The organism is Solibacillus sp. FSL W8-0372, assembly GCF_037969735.1.
GTDB lineage: Bacteria > Bacillota > Bacilli > Bacillales_A > Planococcaceae > Solibacillus > Solibacillus faecavium.
This window is the reverse complement of record NZ_CP150204.1, coordinates 382281-402052: the sequence shown is the minus strand read 5'-3', so window position 1 is coordinate 402052 and position 19772 is coordinate 382281. Positions and strand designations below refer to the sequence as shown.

The 19772-nt window shown below is 42.5% G+C and carries 15 protein-coding genes, 13 tRNA genes and 2 rRNA genes; all 30 read right to left on the bottom strand.

Annotation, left to right across the window (positions count from 1 at the left end):
* Position 1: 1 nt before the first annotated feature.
* A complete protein-coding gene (locus tag MKY13_RS02040) occupies positions 2-1282 on the bottom strand; it encodes a TRAP transporter large permease (protein ID WP_191700685.1) in 1281 nt (426 codons plus the stop codon).
* The gene (locus tag MKY13_RS02035; protein WP_191700684.1) at positions 1279-1788 is read right to left on the bottom strand and encodes a TRAP transporter small permease; all 510 of its coding nucleotides are present in this window, start codon (positions 1786-1788) and stop codon (positions 1279-1281) included. The genes MKY13_RS02040 and MKY13_RS02035 overlap by 4 nt, the downstream gene beginning before the upstream one ends.
* A 39-nt stretch (positions 1789-1827) precedes the next feature.
* The gene (locus MKY13_RS02030) at positions 1828-2844 is read right to left on the bottom strand and encodes a TRAP transporter substrate-binding protein (protein ID WP_191700683.1); all 1017 of its coding nucleotides are present in this window, start codon (positions 2842-2844) and stop codon (positions 1828-1830) included.
* Positions 2845-3018: 174 nt separating this feature from the next.
* Positions 3019-3792: a fumarylacetoacetate hydrolase family protein gene (locus MKY13_RS02025; RefSeq protein WP_339214983.1), complete on the bottom strand. Its 774-nt coding sequence runs from the start codon at positions 3790-3792 to the stop codon at positions 3019-3021.
* Entirely contained in the window at positions 3789-4802 is a 1014-nt protein-coding gene (gene dmpG / locus MKY13_RS02020) for a 4-hydroxy-2-oxovalerate aldolase (protein ID WP_339214981.1), read from the bottom strand. The genes MKY13_RS02025 and dmpG overlap by 4 nt, the downstream gene beginning before the upstream one ends.
* The gene (locus tag MKY13_RS02015) at positions 4799-5689 is read right to left on the bottom strand and encodes an acetaldehyde dehydrogenase (acetylating) (protein WP_339214979.1); all 891 of its coding nucleotides are present in this window, start codon (positions 5687-5689) and stop codon (positions 4799-4801) included. Before MKY13_RS02015 ends, dmpG begins: the two co-directional genes overlap by 4 nt.
* A gap of 11 nt (positions 5690-5700) precedes the next feature.
* On the bottom strand, positions 5701-6483 hold the full coding sequence (locus tag MKY13_RS02010; RefSeq protein WP_191700679.1) for a fumarylacetoacetate hydrolase family protein: 783 nt from the start codon (positions 6481-6483) through the stop codon (positions 5701-5703).
* Between the two features lie 13 nt (positions 6484-6496).
* Complete coding sequence (locus MKY13_RS02005) at positions 6497-7957, bottom strand: aldehyde dehydrogenase (RefSeq protein WP_191700678.1); 1461 nt, start codon at positions 7955-7957, stop codon at positions 6497-6499.
* A 110-nt stretch (positions 7958-8067) separates the two neighbouring features.
* Positions 8068-8526, bottom strand: coding sequence for a RidA family protein (locus MKY13_RS02000; protein WP_191700677.1), 459 nt, complete (start codon positions 8524-8526; stop codon positions 8068-8070).
* Positions 8526-9530, bottom strand: a complete 1005-nt coding sequence (locus MKY13_RS01995; RefSeq protein ID WP_191700859.1) for an amidohydrolase family protein — start codon at positions 9528-9530, stop codon at positions 8526-8528. The genes MKY13_RS02000 and MKY13_RS01995 overlap by 1 nt, the downstream gene beginning before the upstream one ends.
* Positions 9527-10084: a 3-hydroxyanthranilate 3,4-dioxygenase gene (locus MKY13_RS01990; RefSeq protein ID WP_339214974.1), complete on the bottom strand. Its 558-nt coding sequence runs from the start codon at positions 10082-10084 to the stop codon at positions 9527-9529. Before MKY13_RS01990 ends, MKY13_RS01995 begins: the two co-directional genes overlap by 4 nt.
* A 78-nt stretch (positions 10085-10162) precedes the next feature.
* A complete protein-coding gene (locus tag MKY13_RS01985) occupies positions 10163-10912 on the bottom strand; it encodes an IclR family transcriptional regulator (protein ID WP_339214972.1) in 750 nt (249 codons plus the stop codon).
* Between the two features lie 16 nt (positions 10913-10928).
* Positions 10929-12407 carry a 4-hydroxyphenylacetate 3-hydroxylase N-terminal domain-containing protein gene (locus tag MKY13_RS01980; RefSeq protein ID WP_339216832.1) on the bottom strand — a complete coding sequence of 493 codons (1479 nt, stop codon included), beginning with the start codon at positions 12405-12407 and terminating at the stop codon, positions 10929-10931.
* Positions 12408-12427: 20 nt separating this feature from the next.
* Positions 12428-12907: a flavin reductase family protein gene (locus MKY13_RS01975; protein ID WP_191700675.1), complete on the bottom strand. Its 480-nt coding sequence runs from the start codon at positions 12905-12907 to the stop codon at positions 12428-12430.
* Between the two features lie 312 nt (positions 12908-13219).
* Positions 13220-14794, bottom strand: coding sequence for an S-layer homology domain-containing protein (locus MKY13_RS01970; protein WP_339214970.1), 1575 nt, complete (start codon positions 14792-14794; stop codon positions 13220-13222).
* Positions 14795-15142: 348 nt separating this feature from the next.
* A tRNA-Glu gene (locus MKY13_RS01965) sits at positions 15143-15214 on the bottom strand.
* 4 nt (positions 15215-15218) lie between these two features.
* A tRNA-Asn gene (locus MKY13_RS01960) sits at positions 15219-15294 on the bottom strand.
* A gap of 13 nt (positions 15295-15307) precedes the next feature.
* Positions 15308-15384, bottom strand: a tRNA-Ile gene (locus MKY13_RS01955).
* A 12-nt stretch (positions 15385-15396) separates the two neighbouring features.
* Positions 15397-15470: transfer RNA gene (locus MKY13_RS01950), tRNA-Gly, on the bottom strand.
* A gap of 5 nt (positions 15471-15475) precedes the next feature.
* Positions 15476-15551, bottom strand: a tRNA-Phe gene (locus tag MKY13_RS01945).
* A 5-nt stretch (positions 15552-15556) separates the two neighbouring features.
* Positions 15557-15632, bottom strand: a tRNA-Asp gene (locus MKY13_RS01940).
* Between the two features lie 3 nt (positions 15633-15635).
* Positions 15636-15710 (bottom strand) — tRNA-Met (locus MKY13_RS01935).
* A gap of 53 nt (positions 15711-15763) precedes the next feature.
* Positions 15764-15856: transfer RNA gene (locus tag MKY13_RS01930), tRNA-Ser, on the bottom strand.
* Positions 15857-15889: 33 nt separating this feature from the next.
* Positions 15890-15963: transfer RNA gene (locus MKY13_RS01925), tRNA-Met, on the bottom strand.
* Positions 15964-16040: 77 nt separating this feature from the next.
* Positions 16041-16117, bottom strand: a tRNA-Arg gene (locus MKY13_RS01920).
* 13 nt (positions 16118-16130) lie between these two features.
* Positions 16131-16219, bottom strand: a tRNA-Leu gene (locus tag MKY13_RS01915).
* An 87-nt stretch (positions 16220-16306) separates the two neighbouring features.
* A tRNA-Lys gene (locus tag MKY13_RS01910) sits at positions 16307-16382 on the bottom strand.
* A gap of 10 nt (positions 16383-16392) precedes the next feature.
* Positions 16393-16468 (bottom strand) — tRNA-Val (locus MKY13_RS01905).
* Positions 16469-16479: 11 nt separating this feature from the next.
* Positions 16480-16595 (bottom strand): 5S ribosomal RNA (rrf, locus tag MKY13_RS01900).
* 63 nt (positions 16596-16658) lie between these two features.
* Positions 16659-19587: ribosomal RNA gene (locus MKY13_RS01895) — 23S ribosomal RNA — on the bottom strand.
* Positions 19588-19772: the final 185 nt, after the last annotated feature.

Genomic DNA, 19772 nt, shown 5'->3' with positions numbered 1-19772 from the left:
ATTAGAACCCTAGGAATCTGGGAATAACTAAAACTAAATCCGGAATATACGTAATAATGAATAATACGATAACAGATACTATAATGAATGGGAAAACAGCCTTTACTAGTCGTTCAAACTTAATATCTGCCATCGATGATACGATGAATAATCCTGTACCTACCGGCGGTGTTAACAAACCTAGCGTCAAGTTAATACAAATAATAACTCCGAAGTGTACTGGATCAATTTGAAGCGCGTGTACGAGCGGCATCAATACAGGTACTAAAATAACAAGTGCTGCAATACCATCGATTAACATACCGACAACTATTAATAAAACGTTAACTAATAGTAAAAATACCCACGGACTTTCTGTAAAGCTTAAAATTAAGTCGGCCATTAGCTGTGGAATTTGCTCAAACGCTATCATCCAACCAAAAATGTTGGCCATTATAATTAAAAATGTCACTGTCGCAGTATTTGTTACTGTATTTACTAGCATTTTTGGAAACTTTTTAATATCTAGCTCTCGGTAAACAAATAATCCAATGATAATGGCTAAAAAACAGGCAACAGCTGCTGATTCTGTCGCTGTAAAAATACCGCGTAATATCCCTACCACTACAATTAAGGGAATCAGTAATGCCGGTAACGTCTTAAGTATCCCCTGAAAAATCTCTTTGAAAGAACTGCGTTTACTTTTTGGGAAGTTATGTTTGTATCCCATATATGCAATCATTCCCATGAATGCACCCCCATACAAAATCCCCGGTAAAATCCCTGCCATGAACATTGCACCAATCGATGTGCTCGACAATGTTCCATAAATAATGAAAATCATACTCGGTGGAATAATCGGTGCGATAATGGATGAAGCTAGCGTAATTGCGCCTGCAAACTCACGCTTATAGCCCTCTTTTTCCATTTGAGGCACCATAACTTTACTCATCATTGCAGCTTGGGCATTGGCAGAGCCCAAAATAGACGCTAGGAACATATTTGCTACGACCGTTACATACGCTAATCCCCCGCGAAAATGCCCTAAAATTAACTTTGCAAAGTTAACTAGCCTTGTCGTAATACCGCCCTCATTCATAATTTCACCCATTAACATGAACAATGGAATTGCTAATAAACCAAAATTTTCGAGCCCCGAAAACATGCGGAGCGGTGTCGATTCCAAGAGTAAAGCCTGCCCGTTGATTAAAAAGTAAATAACTGTCGTAATCCCCAAAACTAAAGAAATTGGAATACCTAAAATTAATAAAATGACAAATACAGCAATCGTTATAAATGTCATACTAACTCATCTCCAATCTCTTCTTGTTGGGATTTTTCTTCATTTTTAAATAAACGAATTAGACGTGCAACAATGTGAATCGTGGCAAATAAAATGCCTATCGGTACCGCACTGTATGGAAGCCACATTGGCATACCAAGGGACGTAGACTTTTGAAGCATCGTTGAAGGTAACATAAGCCATTTGACGGAATATACAAAAATAATGATTAAAAAAGCTAACATAATCACATCTTGGACAATTTTTAAAATCCTTTGCTTATTCTCTGATAACGCATCGAGTAAAAAAGTAACTGCGGCTTGTGTACCGTACTTCAAGCCCCAGCTACCTCCTATGAATGAAAACCAAATGAATAAGTAAATCGAAACTTCTGTTGCCCAAGGGAGTGGATCAGATAATACGTAGCGGAAAAATACAGCTGTTACCATGATAACCGTTAAAATTGCCATTAAAACGCCCATGATAACTTCCTCTACTTTTGTAACAATATTACTGAGCTTCGTCATCCTGCACCCTCCTAATCGCTGTTCGAATACTATATTTGATTAACGGTTTGCTTCAATGAATTGCTTAATTAAGTCTGACTGACCTCCGTACTCACTATCGAATGCTTCAATTTGTTGCTTAAATACAGTTGGATCTAAGTCATATACTTCCATACCTTGACCTTCAAGCTCTTTGCGGAAATCCTCTTCCTGACCAGAACGCGTTGTTACTGCGTAATCACTGGCTACCTTCCAAGCTTGTGTCACAGCATCTTGTGCATCTTTTGAAAGAGCATTGAATTTTTTGTCATTTGTTAAAATTGTTGAAGGCCACACCATGTGATTCGTTACTGCTACATATTTTGCTATTTCAGCATACTTATTTGTAATAGTTGCGTCTAAGTCCATGTCCATCCCATCAATTACGCCTGTTTGTAACGCTGAATAAACTTCCGTTAATGATAATGATTCTGGCGCTGCACCTGCATTACGGTAGAATGACTGTAACGCTGGACTTGGTGTTACACGTAATTTTAAGCCGTTTAGATCATCTGTAGAGTTGATTTTTACGTCCTTTGTTACAATCGTACGTTGACCTGCAAATAAGTACGTTAAACCTTTAAGACCCGTACCCTCTACTTTTTTCAACACTTGCTGTCCTAAGTCTGATTGCGCTGCCGTATTCGCTTCTTCTAATGTATCGAATAAATATGGTGCAAACCATGCCGCCATTTCTGGTGTACGAGATGTTAAATAGGCTGCTGTAATCATCGCCATATCAACTGACCCTGCTTCTACTTGCTGAACCATGTCTGCCTCAGAACCTAATTGACTCGCTGGGTAAATTTCAACTGACATTTTGCCGCCTGTAATCGTCTCCAACTCTTCTTTGAATTTCTCAGAAGCCTGATGCCACATATGATCCGTTGGTGTAATATGTGCTAATTTAAATGTTACTTCTGGATACTCGCCTGTCCCTGCTGAAGCGCTATCCTCCGCCGTTTCTTTATCATTATTACACGCCGCCAAAACTAGAAGTAACATAAGCATTACTGCAAAACTTATAAGCTTTTTCATGAAATTGCCTCCCCTTTTATCCTTTTTTATGATACTAGATCTTCTTCTCACTCTGATTTCTTTATCGGATCGGTAACTGCTAGACAATCGTTATTCATTAATAATGGCTCGTTCCTTTTTTGCATTGCAATAAAATCCCTGTTATTGGCACGCATTGATACCTAGCATTCCATGTTACTTCACATTAATTGTTAAGCTGCCCAGTACACCATAATCGGCTGTTACTGTATCACCAGATTTCACAGCCACCGCATCAGTCATCGCACCAGCCAACACAAGTTCACCCGGCTGAATACCACGCCCTTCTTTGCTCAACAGATTCAGTAACTCAATCACCGAATTAATCGGATGCTCTAAAATGGCTGCACCAGTTCCTTCATATTTCAGCTCGTTATTGTAATACACATTCACTTTTATTTGTGCCCAATCAGTTGTGGTTGGTGCATATGGCTGACTGCCCAACAAAAATTTTGTGGATGAGGCATTATCTGCAATTACATCCATTAAAGAAAAGGAAAAGTTTTCGTAGCGACTATCAATAACTTCCAGCGCTAAATACACATATTCCACTGCCGACCATACTTCGTAAGGCATCAAGTTTTCTCCCGCAATCGGTTTTTTAAATGTAAACGCGACTTCCGGTTCGATGCGTGGATGAATGTGATCTGCTGCTGTAATTTCATTGTGGTTCATCAGCATATTATTCGTTAAACGCCCGTAAATCGTTGAATCCACACCAACTTGAAGTTGCTTCGCTTTACTCGTTAACCCCATCTTCCAGCCAATAAATGAATTACTTGCTGAAATTGATTTTTCGATACTAAGGCGTTGAATTTCATACGCTTCCTCGAATGTTAATGCCGGGTTACTAATCGTAATTTTTTCGATTGCTTTTTTTTCTGATTGTGCAGTAGCAATACGCTCTACATATTCATAAATTGTACTCACGATATACTCACCCTTTTTTCCGCCATTTGTTGTGCTACTTCAATAATCATATCTTCCTGTCCACCTACTACTTTACGCTTCCCAAGCTCTACTAAAATATCACGGGCATCCACCCCGAATTTCTCTGCGGCAACGACAGCATGACGTAAAAAGCTTGAATAGACGCCGGCATAGCCCATAATAAAGCTGCCACTCGTAATATCCTGGGGGGCTGGCAAAATATTAGTGCGCACATCATCTGCCAAGTCGAGCATTTTGTAAAGATCAATGCCTGTTTCATAACCTAAGCGGTCTAATACACCAACTAAGACTTCTGTTTGCGTATTTCCTGCCCCTGCACCTAGACAGCAAACACTACCATCAATACGAGTTGCACCAGCCTCAACAGCTGCTAGAGTGTTCGCAACGGCTAATGATAAGTTATTGTGTGCATGAAAGCCGATGTCTACTGACAAATAAGCCTTTAACAAACTAATACGTGCCGTCACATCACTTGGCAGCATTGCACCTGCAGAGTCAGTTACATAAACAGCATCTGCCCCATATGCTTCCATTAGCTTTGCCTGTTCCAAAACAACTTCCGGCGGAGCACTATGGGCCATCATTAAAAATCCCACTACCTCCATGCCCATCGCTTTAGCTGTTTCAATATGCTGCTTTGATACATCCGCCTCTGTGACATGTGTTGCTACACGTACCATACGGGCACCTGCATCATATGCCTTTTTTAAGTCTTCAATCGTACCAATTCCCGGTAAAAGTAAAACAGCAATTGTTGAATTACCGGCCTCTTCTACCGCGACTTTGACCAGTTCTATGTCATATACCTTTGAAAAGCCATACTGTAAAGAGGAGCCCCCTAAGCCATCGCCGTGAGTCACTTCAATATAAGGAACCCCGGCTGCGCTTAGTTGTCTTGTTACACTGCGCACCTGTTCTTTTGTAAATTGGTGTCCTACAACATGGCTGCCGTCACGTAACGCTACTTCTGTTATCCATAACTTTTTCATGATATATGCACCCCTTCTTGCTGGAGCTGTTGCGCAATCATTTCAGCGACTTTCAAACCTGCAGCTGTCATAATATCCAGGTTACCGGCGTACACCGGCAGATAATCTCCTAGCCCTTCCACTTCTAAAAACACCTTTACTTCGCGTCCATCCACCAAAGGCTCCATCTTCAAACGGTAGCCTGGTACATATTCGTTGACTGCCTGCACTATTTCTTCAATCGATTGCTTAATTTGCAATGGATGGATTGCCTCTTCCTCTAATAAACAAGAAACGGTATCACGCATAAGCATTGGTGGCTCTGCGGGATTTAAAATAATGATTGCTTTTCCTTGTTTTGCACCGCCAACTTGCTCAATGGCACGCGCTGTTGTTTCTGTAAATTCATCAATGTTAGCTCGAGTTCCTGGACCAGCGCTTTTTGAGGCTATTGTGGCAACGATTTCTGCATAGGCAACATTTTGTATACGTTGAATTGCATATACAATCGGTATAGTCGCCTGTCCACCGCACGTAATCATATTTACAACTGGCTGATTGATATGCTTGTGTAAATTAACAGCCGGTACAACAAATGGCCCGATTGCTGCCGGTGTTAGGTCAATAATACGTTTTCCTAGCGGCACCAATGCATTAACATGCGTTTGATGTACTTTTGCTGAAGTAGCATCAAATAAAATATCCGCTAGCTCAGGTTGCTGCAAAAATCCTTCAATACCGTTTGAAATCGTGTGTATCCCAACGTCTTGCGCACTCTTTAATCCATCAGATGTTGGATCAATACCGATTAACACCGACATTTCCAAAGAATCCGAGCGCATAACCTTTTTCATAAGATCCGTACCGATGTTGCCGGAACCTATAATTCCTACCTTCACCTTTTTCATAGAACCTCCTATTAAACACAGCTTAATTGAATTTTCCCGAGCGTTTCACCAAAGTCCGCTGTAAATTCGTCCCCTGGGCTTGCATCAAGTGCAGCGGATAGAGCACCCGATAAAATTACTTCGCCTTTTTTCACTCCAATATTAAAATCAGCTAAACGATTTACGAGCCATACAACACATGCGGCAGGATTGCCTAAAACATCTGTCCCTTTTCCGCTATTGACCAATACACCATTTTTATAAAAATTCATTTCTACAGCAGGTAGGTCAATTTCCTCAATTGGCTTCTTTATATCCCCTAACACATATTTCGCTGAAGACGCGTTATCCGCTATCGTATCTAGCAACTTAATTTTCCAGTCTTTAATGCGACTATCAACGATTTCAAGACTCGCAACGATATAATCGGTTGCTGCAAGTACTTGTTCCAACGTAACATTCGGACCAATTAAGTCCTCCTTCATGACAAACGCAATTTCAGCTTCTACTCGTGGTTTAATACACTCACTGCAATCGAGGACATTATTTGTTATAGCCATCGACGCCAGTAAATGACCATAATCTGGTTCATCTACATTTAGCAGTTGCTGCATCGCGCGTGAGGTTAAGCCAATTTTCTTGCCTGTAATATTGTCGCCGGCATTTACTTTACGATGTATTTGCTCAAGCTGTATTGAATAGGCATCCTTCAAACTTAAACTGTCGATTTGTTCCGTCAAGGGTGCAATACCTTGACGCATTTTTTCTGCCTGCGAAATTCTACTTGACCATTCAATTAAATTTACACTCACCATGGGTCACCTGCTTTTATAATTTGATTGTTACGTTCGATTGCTCACAGTAAAATTCGAAGCTATGTGCGCCGCCTTCACGCCCAATTCCACTTTGCTTCATACCGCCAAACGGTGTACGTAAATCCCGTAAATACCATGTATTCACCCATACAATTCCCGATTCGATTTGCCCAGCAACACGGTGTGCACGCCGTAAATCATTCGTCCAAATTGTCGCCCCTAAGCCGTACGTTGTATCATTCGCATAACCAATTACTTCTTCTTCTGAATCAAATGGCAATACCGTAACGACTGGACCAAAAATTTCTTCTTTGACACACCGTGAATGTTCATCCAATCCAACAATAATTGTCGGTTCGATAAAGTAGCCCTTTTCCATATGGGCCGGTCGCTTTCCGCCTGTTAAAATTGTGCCGCCCTCTTCTTTCGCAATATCAATATAGTGCATGACTTTTTCGTAATGTTCCTTCCCTACTAATGAACCGATATTCGTCTTAGCGTCAAATGGATCTCCGACAACCAGCTCTTTCGTACGGGCTACAAATTTCCGCAAAAATTCATCCATGATGGAACGTTCTACGTATATGCGTGATGCACATAAGCATACTTGCCCTTGATTACGGAAGCTTGAATGCAGTGTCGTTTCCACTACTTCTTCAATATCTGAATCTGCAAAAATGATGGCAGGGTTTTTGCCGCCAAGCTCAAATGAAACTTTCTTTAACGTTGGAGCAGCTGCCTTCATAATTGTTGTTCCTGTACGCGTTTCCCCGGTAAAGGTTATCGCATCCACTAATGGGTGCTCTGATAAAAACGCCCCGGCAGAATCTTTTCCGAAACCATGTACAACATTGACAACGCCATCCGGCACGCCAGCTTCCTTACAAATTTCCGCTAGCCTCGTTGCAGTCATCGGTGTTAGCTCCGCAGGTTTCATAACGGCTGTACTCCCTGCAGCTAAACATGGGGCAAGCTTCCACGTTAATAATAAGAGCGGCAAGTTCCAAGGGTTAATCATTGCCACTACTCCTACCGGTCGCGTTACTGTATAATGCAGTGCAATATTGTCCTGGTTATACGCTTCGTTTCCTAACGAAGTCATATAATCTGCGAAAAAGTGGAAGTTATGTGCCGCGCGTTTAATATCCATTTCCATCGCTAATTCATAAGGCTTTCCTGTATCAAGCGCTTCAAGCATTGCAAACTCTTCTACATTTTCTAAAATAAGATCGCCAATCTTGCGAATAATTTGTGAGCGTTGTTTTACTGTATAGGTAGACCATTCGCCTTTTACGGCTGCCTTTGCTGCTTTCACCGCAAAATCAACTTCATCTTGCGTTGCCTCTGCTACCCAGCCGATTATTTCCTCTGTTGCTGGATTAATGTTTAAAAATTTTCGATCTTCAGTTGCTTCCACATAATGACCGTTAATAAAATTACGGCAATCGATGCCTTTTATCTTTACTTGTTGCATATTTTCCTACACCTCTGTGCAGGATTCACCTCGCTTTACGTCGATGTATAAAATAAGGCAACCTTAAAGAAGATAAAGCTATTACTTCCTTAAAGCTGCCGCACGTGCTGTTATTCTTCTACTTCAACAATCATCTCGATTTCGATCGCTGTATTATTCGGCAACTGTGCCATTCCCACCGCTGAACGCGCATGTTTTCCCTTTTCACCAAATACTTCAACAAGTAAATCCGATGCCCCATTCATAACTTTTGGCTGCTGTGTAAAATCAGGAGCAGAATTAACCATCCCCAAAATTTTTACAATGCGTTTCACCTTCGACAATTCTCCTAATTCATGCTTCAGCACTGTAATTAAGTTAATCATCGATTGGCGTGACGCTGCATAGCCCTCTTCAACTGTTAAATCCTCACCAAGCTTACCGTGATATTGATCAACACCTTGACCTGATGTGAAAAGTAAATTTCCCGTACGCACACAGCCTACATAATTCCCAACTGCCGAACGTGGTTTACCTAGCTCAATGCCGAGCTTCTCCAATTGTGATTCTGGCGTTTGTGTATCATTCATTATTTACTCACACCAATCTTTGCTAAATTTAAAAACTGACGGGCATTTTCGCCAAGGACAGCATTCTTCACTTCGTCTGAAAGCTGCAGCGATTCATCGATGACTTTACCTGGATTGATCTCACGTAGTAGGAATGGATAATCAGAGCCCATAATAATTTTGTCAGGACCAAAGCGCTCTAACAAAAAGGCAAAATTGTCTTTGTCATATACGAGCGAATCAAAGTAAAACTTTTTGGCATAATAGCTTGGTGGGTACTCTGTTAGACGCAAATGCGGCCAGACATCCCAACCTTGATCTAAGCGGGGTAAAATATATGCAAATGACCCACCTCCATGTGCAAAGCACACTTTGAGGTTCGGATATTTTTCCATCACACCACTCCAAATTAAACTTGCAGCGGCAAGTGCCGTCTCACTTGGCATGCCTACTGTGTACATAAAGTTATGGCGTGGTGTACGATCTTTTGCCATCGTTTCCCAAGGATGAATAAAAAGTGGCATTTCCAACTCTTCAGCCGCTTGGAAGAATGGCAGCAAATAGTCTGCATCTAAGTTTTCTCCATTGACGTTTGTTCCAATTTCAATACCGGCTAACCCAAGCTCCTTACAGCGGTGCATTTCTGCAATCGCTGCCTCCGCATCCTGCATTGGTACAGTACCTAACCCAGCAAAATGCGCTGGATATTCCTTAACTATGTTAGCGATAAAATCATTTTGAAATTGTGCCATTTCCAATGCCTGCTCAACCGGTGCCCAGTACGAAAAAGTAACAGGTACAGGTGATATTACTTGCATATCGACGCCTTCTTTTTCCATATCCTCTATTCGCTTTTTCGGATCCCACACTTGGTCTGTTACTTCCCGAAACAGATTACCGCTTACCATTATGTCCGCTCCACAAGAGCATTTTTGTTCCATTATTGGCCATCTATCGTTATCGTATTTCTCCGCAAAATTAGGTAAATTTAATGGGTAAATGTGCGTGTGGAAGTCGATTCTCATACTTGCCATTCCTCAACTTTTTCTGACATCACGTGACCGCATTTATCGCACGTACGTAATTCTTCCGAGCCATTGAACTTCGCAATTCCTTCTGCAATCTGTGGTCCGATATTTGTTACTTGCAGCGTTACGCGGTGTACTTCGTGATCGCATTTTTCACATAGCCATACTAAGTCCTCTAGTTCGCCTTCTTGACGTTTATATTCAATTACGATGCCGTATGTGTCAGCTACGCGGTGTGGAGAGTGTGGTACGCTTCCTGGTAAAACAAACATTTCACCCTCTTTTACTTCGATTACTTCACGTTTGTTTTCATCGTTAATAATTTCAACATAGCAAGAGCCTTTTACTTGGTAGAAAATTTCGTCTGAAGGGCTTACGTGGAATTCACGACGTGCGTTTGGACCGCCAACTAACATCACCAAAAACTGGGAATCATTCCAAAGTACTGTATTATTTACTGGTGGCTTTAGTAAATCTTTGTTTTCCTCTATGATTTTCCAAATGTTTTGAGACCGTGCTTGCATTTTGCTTACTTCAGTAAAATTATTCATTGTAAAACCTCCTATTTTTTTGTGCTATGCGCGTTTACAGTTTTCTATTAAATAGAAATTAAGCTATCACGCTAGCATTTAAATTGTTATATAGCCAATCTCCCGCGAAATGGCCTGCGCAGAGCGGATAACCTCATTTAAAATAAGCTGATAATTATGTTCCTGAACGTAATTGATATCGCATACGAAGTTTAGTGCAGCAATAACTTGCCCACTATAGCTTTTAATTGGGGCGGCAATTCCAAATGTCCCTGTTTCATTTTCACCCTTGCTAACAGCAAAGCCCTGTTTATAAATCTCTTTTAGCTCAACCTTCAAATCAGCAATATCAGTTATCGTATTTTCCGTAAACTTTTCCATACCATGATGCTCAACCGCCTTCACAAAAGATGGGTTATAGGCAAGCAGCACCTTACCGATACTTGTGGCATGAGCAGGGAATCTTGTTACACCGATATATGTCGGCAATACATCTGAATGGGGTGAAACACTTTTAAATATGAATCGAACTTGGCCGTTATCGAACATCCCAACATGAACACTGCCTTTATAGCGATTTACAAGACTTGCCGCAATTGGTGCAACCTTTTCATTCATCTCCTGCTGATACATGACTTTATTACTCCACTCTAAAATACGCCAGCCGAGTCGATATTTACGGTCTTTATCTTGCATTAGTATATTTTCCTTGCACATCGTCTTTAAAAAATGATGTGCAGAGCTAACAGGAAGACCTAACATTTCTGCAATTTGTTTGTTTGACAAAGCTGACTCACTTTCAAAGAATAAATCAATAATTTGTGCCATTTTACTTACAGAAGCGATCATTCCTATTACCTCCTGATTAGTTTATTTGTGGCTCTTTTATTGTGTCTTCCTTCGTTAAAATTGCTTCAGCTAGATCAAGTGCATTTTCCTTTTTGTACTTATTGTAGAAAATTGCACGCTTACGAATTGGATCTCCAGTGTAATAACGCTCATATTGTAGTGCGCGCATCCCAAACGCCTCTCCACATAAATCCCAGGCTAGCTTGAAAATTTTCATACGTGCCTCTGCGTCGATACCTGCACGACCACCATAATGGCGATCAATCGTTGGACGGAGCTCATCACTTAAGAAGTCTGCCTCTGTTGGCATCATAAGTAATCCCCCTGCTCCAATTGTCTGCATTACTTCGATTGTGCGTGGGTACATGTCTGGCATCATACCGCGAATTGTTTCCAGTACGACTGGGTTTAATCGTGCCTCTCCGTATTCGGTAATTGTATATTCATGCTCTGCTGTACGCAGTAGTGAACGAATAACCTCTGTATTTTGAATTAACTCCCCTAAATCCCGTTGCACATGTAAATATTGGTCTGCTCCGATTGAATCTGCAACTTTACATGCAACTTCCACCGCAAATTTCAGCTTAATATAGCCACGTACACCCGATTGATGTGCTGGTTGTTCAGCGATACCTGTCATAGGATACAGCAAGTTTGCTGCCTCAACATTGTTGTAAAGGAATACTTTATCCCAAGGTACAAGTACATCTTCGAATACCAGTAATGCATCCATTTCTTCATATCTGGATGCAAGTGGATGATCGAATGTCGAACGTGTCCCATCTTGCACTGGCTCTCGGCAAATAATTTTCAGCCCTTTTACATCAACCGGTACAGCAAACGCCAGCGCATAACGCTCATCGCCAGGCGCAAAACCCGGGAAGGAATAAACAATCACTTCATCTGTCAACGCCGCTAATGTCGCCAGCATTTTTGCCCCGCGTACAATAATTCCTTCAGGTCGTTCCTCTACAACACCAAGATGCGTAAATTTATCAGCTTGTTCATGTGAATTTTTACTTCGGTCATTTTGAGGATTGACAATCGCATGTGTTAAGAAAATATCGTTATCTCGTAAATGCTTATAGTAGTTTTCGATATTCGTTGCCCAGTCCTCATTATATTTGCGTAAAAACCAAGAGTTTTGAGCCAATGATGTTACAACTGTATTTAAAAAATCCGGTGTACGACCCATTAATCCAAAAGTTTGACGTGCCACCACCTCAAACGCCTTACTACGCTTCATAATATCCTCATAATTATGTGGCATTAAAAAGGATGTCGCCATACGCTCTCCCGTTTCCTCGCACACTACGGTTAAATCATCCTGATATACGGGATCATGCTGCATATCATACAACTTTGCAATTTCCTGTGCAGGTTGTTTAAAGTATGGTTCATCCAAAATATTTTCTACGATCTTCCCGTTTAACCAAACTTCTGGCTTGCGTGACTTTAATGCTTCAATATATTGTGCTCCAGTACGAATCCCCACCATATACACTCCCTTTATATTTATTGCACTTCCTGGCTTTTATACATTGCTGTCGTTCCCATCCTGCCTTCAAAGAATGTTAATGAATCACCGTCTTGACGTTCAAATTTTGTAACCTCTCCAATAAAAAGCACATGATCGCCAGCATCGTATTGTTGCCATTGTTTGCATTTAAAGTAGCTCGAAACACCGATAATGCTTGGCGAATCCCCTTCCTTATTCCAAGGAATATCCAGTCCCTCCTGAGGACGCCCCGCAAACTGCCATGCAATCGCCTCTTGATCATCCGCCAACACATTGATCGTGAAAGGTTTATTTTGTAACTGTTTATATGAATTTGCTTTTTTATCAATCGATACAAGTGCAAGTGGTGGCTCTAAAGACACCGATGTAAATGAATTCACCGTAATTCCATTAATCCCATCTTCATCAAACCAAGTCACAACTGTTACACCTGTCGGAAATTTTCCAAAAGCCTGTCTTAATAATTTTCCGTCCATAATAAAAACCCCCTCTCAAATTATTAATCTCATATTAACAAGATGAATATAGTGGTTATACCGAGAAATTTCACAATATGGAATTATCTTAATTTTTTTAATATTCTTTATACTTTTAATTCTTCTTTCGTTAATTACAGTTAATAATCCTCCATTTCCATTTACTCAATTGAGGAATAAATTTTTCTATATTAACTTTGTAATTCATCACAAAAAGCACCAATGCCTTTCTCATTAGGCATTTGGTGCTTTAAAATTGATCAACTCAAAAAAGGGATATCCTAATTCCGGATATCCCTTTCATAATAATTATTATAACTCACAAGCCCAACCATCTTTATCCCCGTCTCTTGCTGCTGCATAAGCAGGGTGAGATGAGCTGACACCAGAAGGGTAATATTTACGCATTTCTGTACAGTTTTTAAATGAAGTTGGTGCTCCCGGAATAACATAAGTACCTGAGCTTACATCACCTGTTGGTTTCGTAGGCGTTGTTGGTGTTGTTATCGGTACAATGAATTCTTTTGCATTAATCGAATACGTTTGACCACTTGTTGTAGCAACAATTGTACCTGCCTCAGCTGTTGCATAAGCTTTTGTACCGATTGTTTTAATATTTGCCATCACTTCTTTATGTGGATGTCCATAGCTGTTGTCTTTTGCGTAGCTTAAAACAATTGCTTCAGGCTTAACCTTTTGTAAAAATGACAGTGAGCTACTTGTACTAGATCCATGATGACCCGCTTTTAATACCGTTGCCGACACATTATATGCCTTTGAGATTTGTGCCTCTACTTCAGTGTCAGCATCACCCATTAATAAAAATGATACATTTTTATACGTAAGCTTCAATACAATGGATGCATCGTTTGTGCTACTTGTCTTTGCATCGACTGCTAATACTTGTGTTTTAACTTCACTATCTAAATTAATGGTTTCCCCTACAGTTGGTTCCTTATAGCGGATATTTTTGCTTAAAACGGTTTCCAGTAATTTCTCATACGTTACTGTTGTATGGGATTTACCACTGTTGATAAACTCCCCTACCTGAAACGCTTGAATGACTGCATTTAACCCGCCGATATGATCTGCATCAGGATGGGTTGCGACAATGTAATCGAGCTTCTTCACATTTTGTGCTTTTAAGTACGAAACAACTGTATTGCCATAATCCTTTGTCCCGGCATCTATAAGCATTGTTTTACCATTTGGCGCCTGAATGAATATCGAATCCCCTTGTCCTACATCTAAAAAGTGGACTTTCATTTTTTTTGATGAATTTAGGTTTTCCTGATACTTCACTGCTCGTGCTAAAAAGGCAGAAATATGCGCACGCGTTAAGTTATTGGCCGGCTTAAACGTACCATCTTCATAACCGGTTGTAATTTTTGCTGCTGCTAATTGGCTCACGGCTTCATATGCAGTATGACCTTTTTTTACGTCTTTGAAAGTTTTCGTACCGTTTGGCAGATCGAATGCACGTGCAATAAACGCCGCCATATGTCCACGCGTTACTTTTGTTGTCGGCTTAAACGTACCATCTGTATAACCGTTGATGATCCCTGCTTCCACAGCAGATTGTATATAGCCACTATTGGCATGTGATTTTGGAATATCTTTAAATTTCGTGGCACGTTTTGTACCATCCAGTCCGACAGCTTTTGCTACCATGACTGCTACTTCCTCACGCGTCACAATATCCTTCACACCATACGCTTTTTTGTCGGCAGAAATAATACCTTTATTTAATAAATAAGCTATATCATTATAGTTACTATGCTTTGGAGGTACATCTGTAAAGACCTGCTCTGCCTGTGCAGTAGTTGCTGGGAAAGACATTGATATTATAAGAATCAATGTTAGTAATGCACTAAATATTTTATTCATTTTTTAACCTCCTGCTATTTATTATAAATTTTTTAGAATAGAAAGGAAGTTATTTTCAAATAATATATAAGGTTATTTAATACCATTCGCGGATATTTAACCCTTACTTTATAGAAGGCTTCCAATATTGGAGGAGAAACTTTAATGAGTCGAATCTTAAGATGTTAAAATGAATTTATTTTCCGATTATTGTTTATAGTATGGATTGGCAACATATATGTTATGTTTCAATAAAATTTTATTTTTTCATTTTTTGTCTTTTGTTTTGTACCCAAAAAATTAGTAGCAATTGCATCGTATTCCTGATAAAAATAAAAAAGCATGCAGCCTATGCTACATGCTTTAAAATGACCCGTACGGGATTCGAACCCGTGTTACCGCCGTGAAAGGGCGGTGTCTTAACCACTTGACCAACGGGCCTATTTGGCTCCGAAGGCAGGACTCGAACCTGCGACCTGCCGGTTAACAGCCGGATGCTCTACCAACTGAGCTACTTCGGAATAATGAATTATTTGGTGGGCCTAAATGGACTCGAACCATCGACCTCACGCTTATCAGGCGTGCGCTCTAACCAGCTGAGCTATAGGCCCTTATTAAAAAACTGGAGCGGGTGATCGGAATCGAACCGACAACATCAGCTTGGAAGGCTGAGGTTTTACCACTAAACTACACCCGCATAAATGGTGGGTTTGGACGGAATCGAACCGCCGACACTTAGAGCTTCAATCTAATGCTCTACCAACTGAGCTACAAACCCACAAATGGCGGTCCCGACCGGGATCGAACCGGCGATCTCCTGCGTGACAGGCAGGCATGTTAACCGCTACACCACGGGACCATTTGGTTGCGGGGACAGGACTTGAACCTGTGACCTTCGGGTTATGAGCCCGACGAGCTACCACTGCTCCACCCCGCGACAATATTATTTCTTCTCTTGTTTAAATATGTATTAATACCATATAGATAAAATGGAGGAGGTAGAGGGATTCGAACCCCCGCGCGGTGTTATCCGCCTGTCGGTTTTCAAGACCGATCCCTTCAGCCGGACTTGGGTATACCTCCGAAATAATTAGATGAATCTATAAATTCATAAGATGGCTACCGAGGGAGTCGAACCCACGACCTTTCGGGTATGAACCGAATGCTCTAGCCAGCTGAGCTAGGTAGCCATAAGTATTATTTTATCTTAATTTTAATGTGGTTATTCATTGCTGATATTCTCAAGCAAGCTACATTAATATATATATGGCGCGCCCGGCAGGAGTCGAACCCACAACCTTCTGATCCGTAGTCAGACGCTCTATCCAATTGAGCTACGGGCGCTTATTATTAAAGATGGTGCCGAGGGCCGGAATCGAACCGGCACGGTGATCACTCACCGCAGGATTTTAAGTCCTGTGCGTCTGCCAGTTCCGCCACCCCGGCATTTATAATATAGAAGTAATAACTACTTCAGTAATAAGCTATACATAGGATATTTTTATTCTGACAGTATATAGTTTATAAAAAAACTGGTGAGCCATGAAGGACTCGAACCTTCGACCCTCTGATTAAAAGTCAGATGCTCTACCAACTGAGCTAATGGCTCTTGCATAAAATGGTGGAGGATGACGGGCTCGAACCGCCGACCCCCTGCTTGTAAGGCAGGTGCTCTCCCAGCTGAGCTAATCCTCCAAAAAAAATAAGCGAAGCGATGTCCTACTCTCGCAGGGGGAAGCCCCCAACTACCATCGGCGCTAAAGAGCTTAACTTCCGTGTTCGGTATGGGAACGGGTGTGACCTCTTTGCCATCATCACTTCACTATTGAAAGAATTTCATTCTTTCAAAACTGGATAAACGTTTCATTGAGTTGTGCAATAAAATGTGGTTAAGTCCTCGACCGATTAGTATTCGTCAGCTACATGCGTCACCGCACTTCCACCTCGAACCTATCTACCTGATCGTCTTTCAGGGGTCTTACTTACTTGCGTAATGGGAAATCTCATCTTGAGGGGGGCTTCATGCTTAGATGCTTTCAGCACTTATCCCGTCCACACATAGCTACCCAGCGATGCCTTTGGCAAGACAACTGGTACACCAGCGGTGTGTCCATCCCGGTCCTCTCGTACTAAGGACAGCTCCTCTCAAATTTCCTACGCCCACGACGGATAGGGACCGAACTGTCTCACGACGTTCTGAACCCAGCTCGCGTACCGCTTTAATGGGCGAACAGCCCAACCCTTGGGACCGACTACAGCCCCAGGATGCGATGAGCCGACATCGAGGTGCCAAACCTCCCCGTCGATGTGGACTCTTGGGGGAGATAAGCCTGTTATCCCCGGGGTAGCTTTTATCCGTTGAGCGATGGCCCTTCCATGCGGAACCACCGGATCACTAAGCCCGTCTTTCGACCCTGCTCGACTTGTAGGTCTCGCAGTCAAGCTCCCTTATGCCTTTACACTCTTCGAATGATTTCCAACCATTCTGAGGGAACCTTTGGGCGCCTCCGTTACTCTTTAGGAGGCGACCGCCCCAGTCAAACTGTCCGCCTGACACTGTCTCCTACCCCGCTAAGGGGCATGGGTTAGAAGTTCAATACAACCAGGGTAGTATCCCACCGACGCCTCCTCCGAAGCTGGCGCTCCGGGATCTCTGGCTCCTACCTATCCTGTACAAGTTGTACCAAAATTCAATATCAGGCTACAGTAAAGCTCCACGGGGTCTTTCCGTCCTGTCGCGGGTAACCTGCATCTTCACAGGTACTATAATTTCACCGAGTCTCTCGTTGAGACAGTGCCCAGATCGTTACGCCTTTCGTGCGGGTCGGAACTTACCCGACAAGGAATTTCGCTACCTTAGGACCGTTATAGTTACGGCCGCCGTTTACTGGGGCTTCAATTCACAGCTTCGCTTGCGCTAACCGCTCCTCTTAACCTTCCAGCACCGGGCAGGCGTCAGCCCCTATACGTCACCTTACGGTTTTGCAGAGACCTGTGTTTTTGCTAAACAGTCGCCTGGGCCTATTCACTGCGGCTTCTCTAGGCTATGCACCCAAAGAAGCACCCCTTCTCCCGAAGTTACGGGGTCATTTTGCCGAGTTCCTTAACGAGAGTTCTCTCGCACACCTTAGGATTCTCTCCTCGACTACCTGTGTCGGTTTGCGGTACGGGCACCTCTCACCTCGATAGAGGCTTTTCTTGGCAGTGTGAAATCAGGAACTTCGCTCTAAAGAGCTCGTCATCACAGCTCAACGTTATAGTATGCGGATTTGCCTACATACACGCCTTACTGCTTGAACACGCGCAACCAACGGCGTGCTTACCCTATCCTACTGCGTCCCCCCATTTCTCAAACGGTGAGGAGGTGGTACAGGAATATCAACCTGTTGTCCATCGCCTACGCCTATCGGCCTCGGCTTAGGTCCCGACTAACCCTGAGCGGACGAGCCTTCCTCAGGAAACCTTAGTCATACGGTGCATGGGATTCTCACCCATGTTTCGCTACTCATACCGGCATTCTCACTTCTAATCGCTCCACCAGTCCTTCCGGTCTGACTTCAACGCTATTAGAACGCTCTCCTACCACGCATACTCAAAGTATGCATCCACAGCTTCGGTGAATCGTTTAGCCCCGATACATTTTCGGCGCAGCGTCACTCGACCAGTGAGCTATTACGCACTCTTTAAATGATGGCTGCTTCTAAGCCAACATCCTGGTTGTCTAAGCAACGCCACATCCTTTTCCACTTAACGATTACTTGGGGACCTTAGCTGGTGGTCTGGGCTGTTTCCCTCTTGACTACGGATCTTATCACTCGCAGTCTGACTCCCGTGTATAAATATCCGGCATTCGGAGTTTGTCTGAATTCGGTAAAGCGAGATGCCCCCCTAGTCCAAACAGTGCTCTACCTCCGGTATTCTCAATCACGAGGCTAGCCCTAAAGCTATTTCGGAGAGAACCAGCTATCTCCAGGTTCGATTGGAATTTCTCCGCTACCCACACCTCATCCCCGCACTTTTCAACGTGCGTGGGTTCGGGCCTCCAGTGAGTGTTACCTCACCTTCACCCTGGACATGGGTAGATCACCTGGTTTCGGGTCTACGACCACGTACTAATTCGCCCTATTCAGACTCGCTTTCGCTGCGGCTCCGTCTTCTCAACTTAACCTCGCACGTAATCGTAACTCGCCGGTTCATTCTACAAAAGGCACGCTATCACCCATTAACGGGCTCTAACTACTTGTAGGCACACGGTTTCAGGATCTATTTCACTCCCCTTCCGGGGTGCTTTTCACCTTTCCCTCACGGTACTGGTTCACTATCGGTCACTAGGTAGTATTTAGCCTTGGGAGATGGTCCTCCCGGATTCCGACGGAATTTCACGTGTTCCGCCGTACTCAGGATACACTCTGGAGGGAATGAACTTTTGACTACAGGGCTTTTACCTTGTTTCGCGGACCTTTCCAAGTCGCTTCGTCTAATTCATTCTTTTGTAACTCCGTATAGAGTGTCCTACAACCCCAAAGAGCAAGCTCTTTGGTTTGGGCTCTTCCCGTTTCGCTCGCCGCTACTCAGGGAATCGAATTTTCTTTCTGTTCCTGCAGGTACTTAGATGTTTCAGTTCCCTGCGTCTGTCCTCATCACGCTATGTATTCACGTGTAGATACTATCCGATTAAAGATAGTGGGTTCCCCCATTCGGAAATCCCCGGATCAAAGCTTACTTACAGCTCCCCGAGGCATATCGGTGTTAGTGCCGTCCTTCATCGACTCCTAGTGCCAAGGCATCCACCGTGCGCCCTTATTAACTTAACCAAAAGTTAACACTTAGATAAAATCTAAGATTTAAGTTTACACGTCAATTGCTTGACTTGTTACATTTCTATAAAATAGAAATTTGTTTTATTGCTATCAATGTCGTTTTATCCAGTTTTCAAAGAACGAAATGCGGTTCAATCATACAAGATGAATTAAACCAACAAGGTTTTGAAGTATCTCAT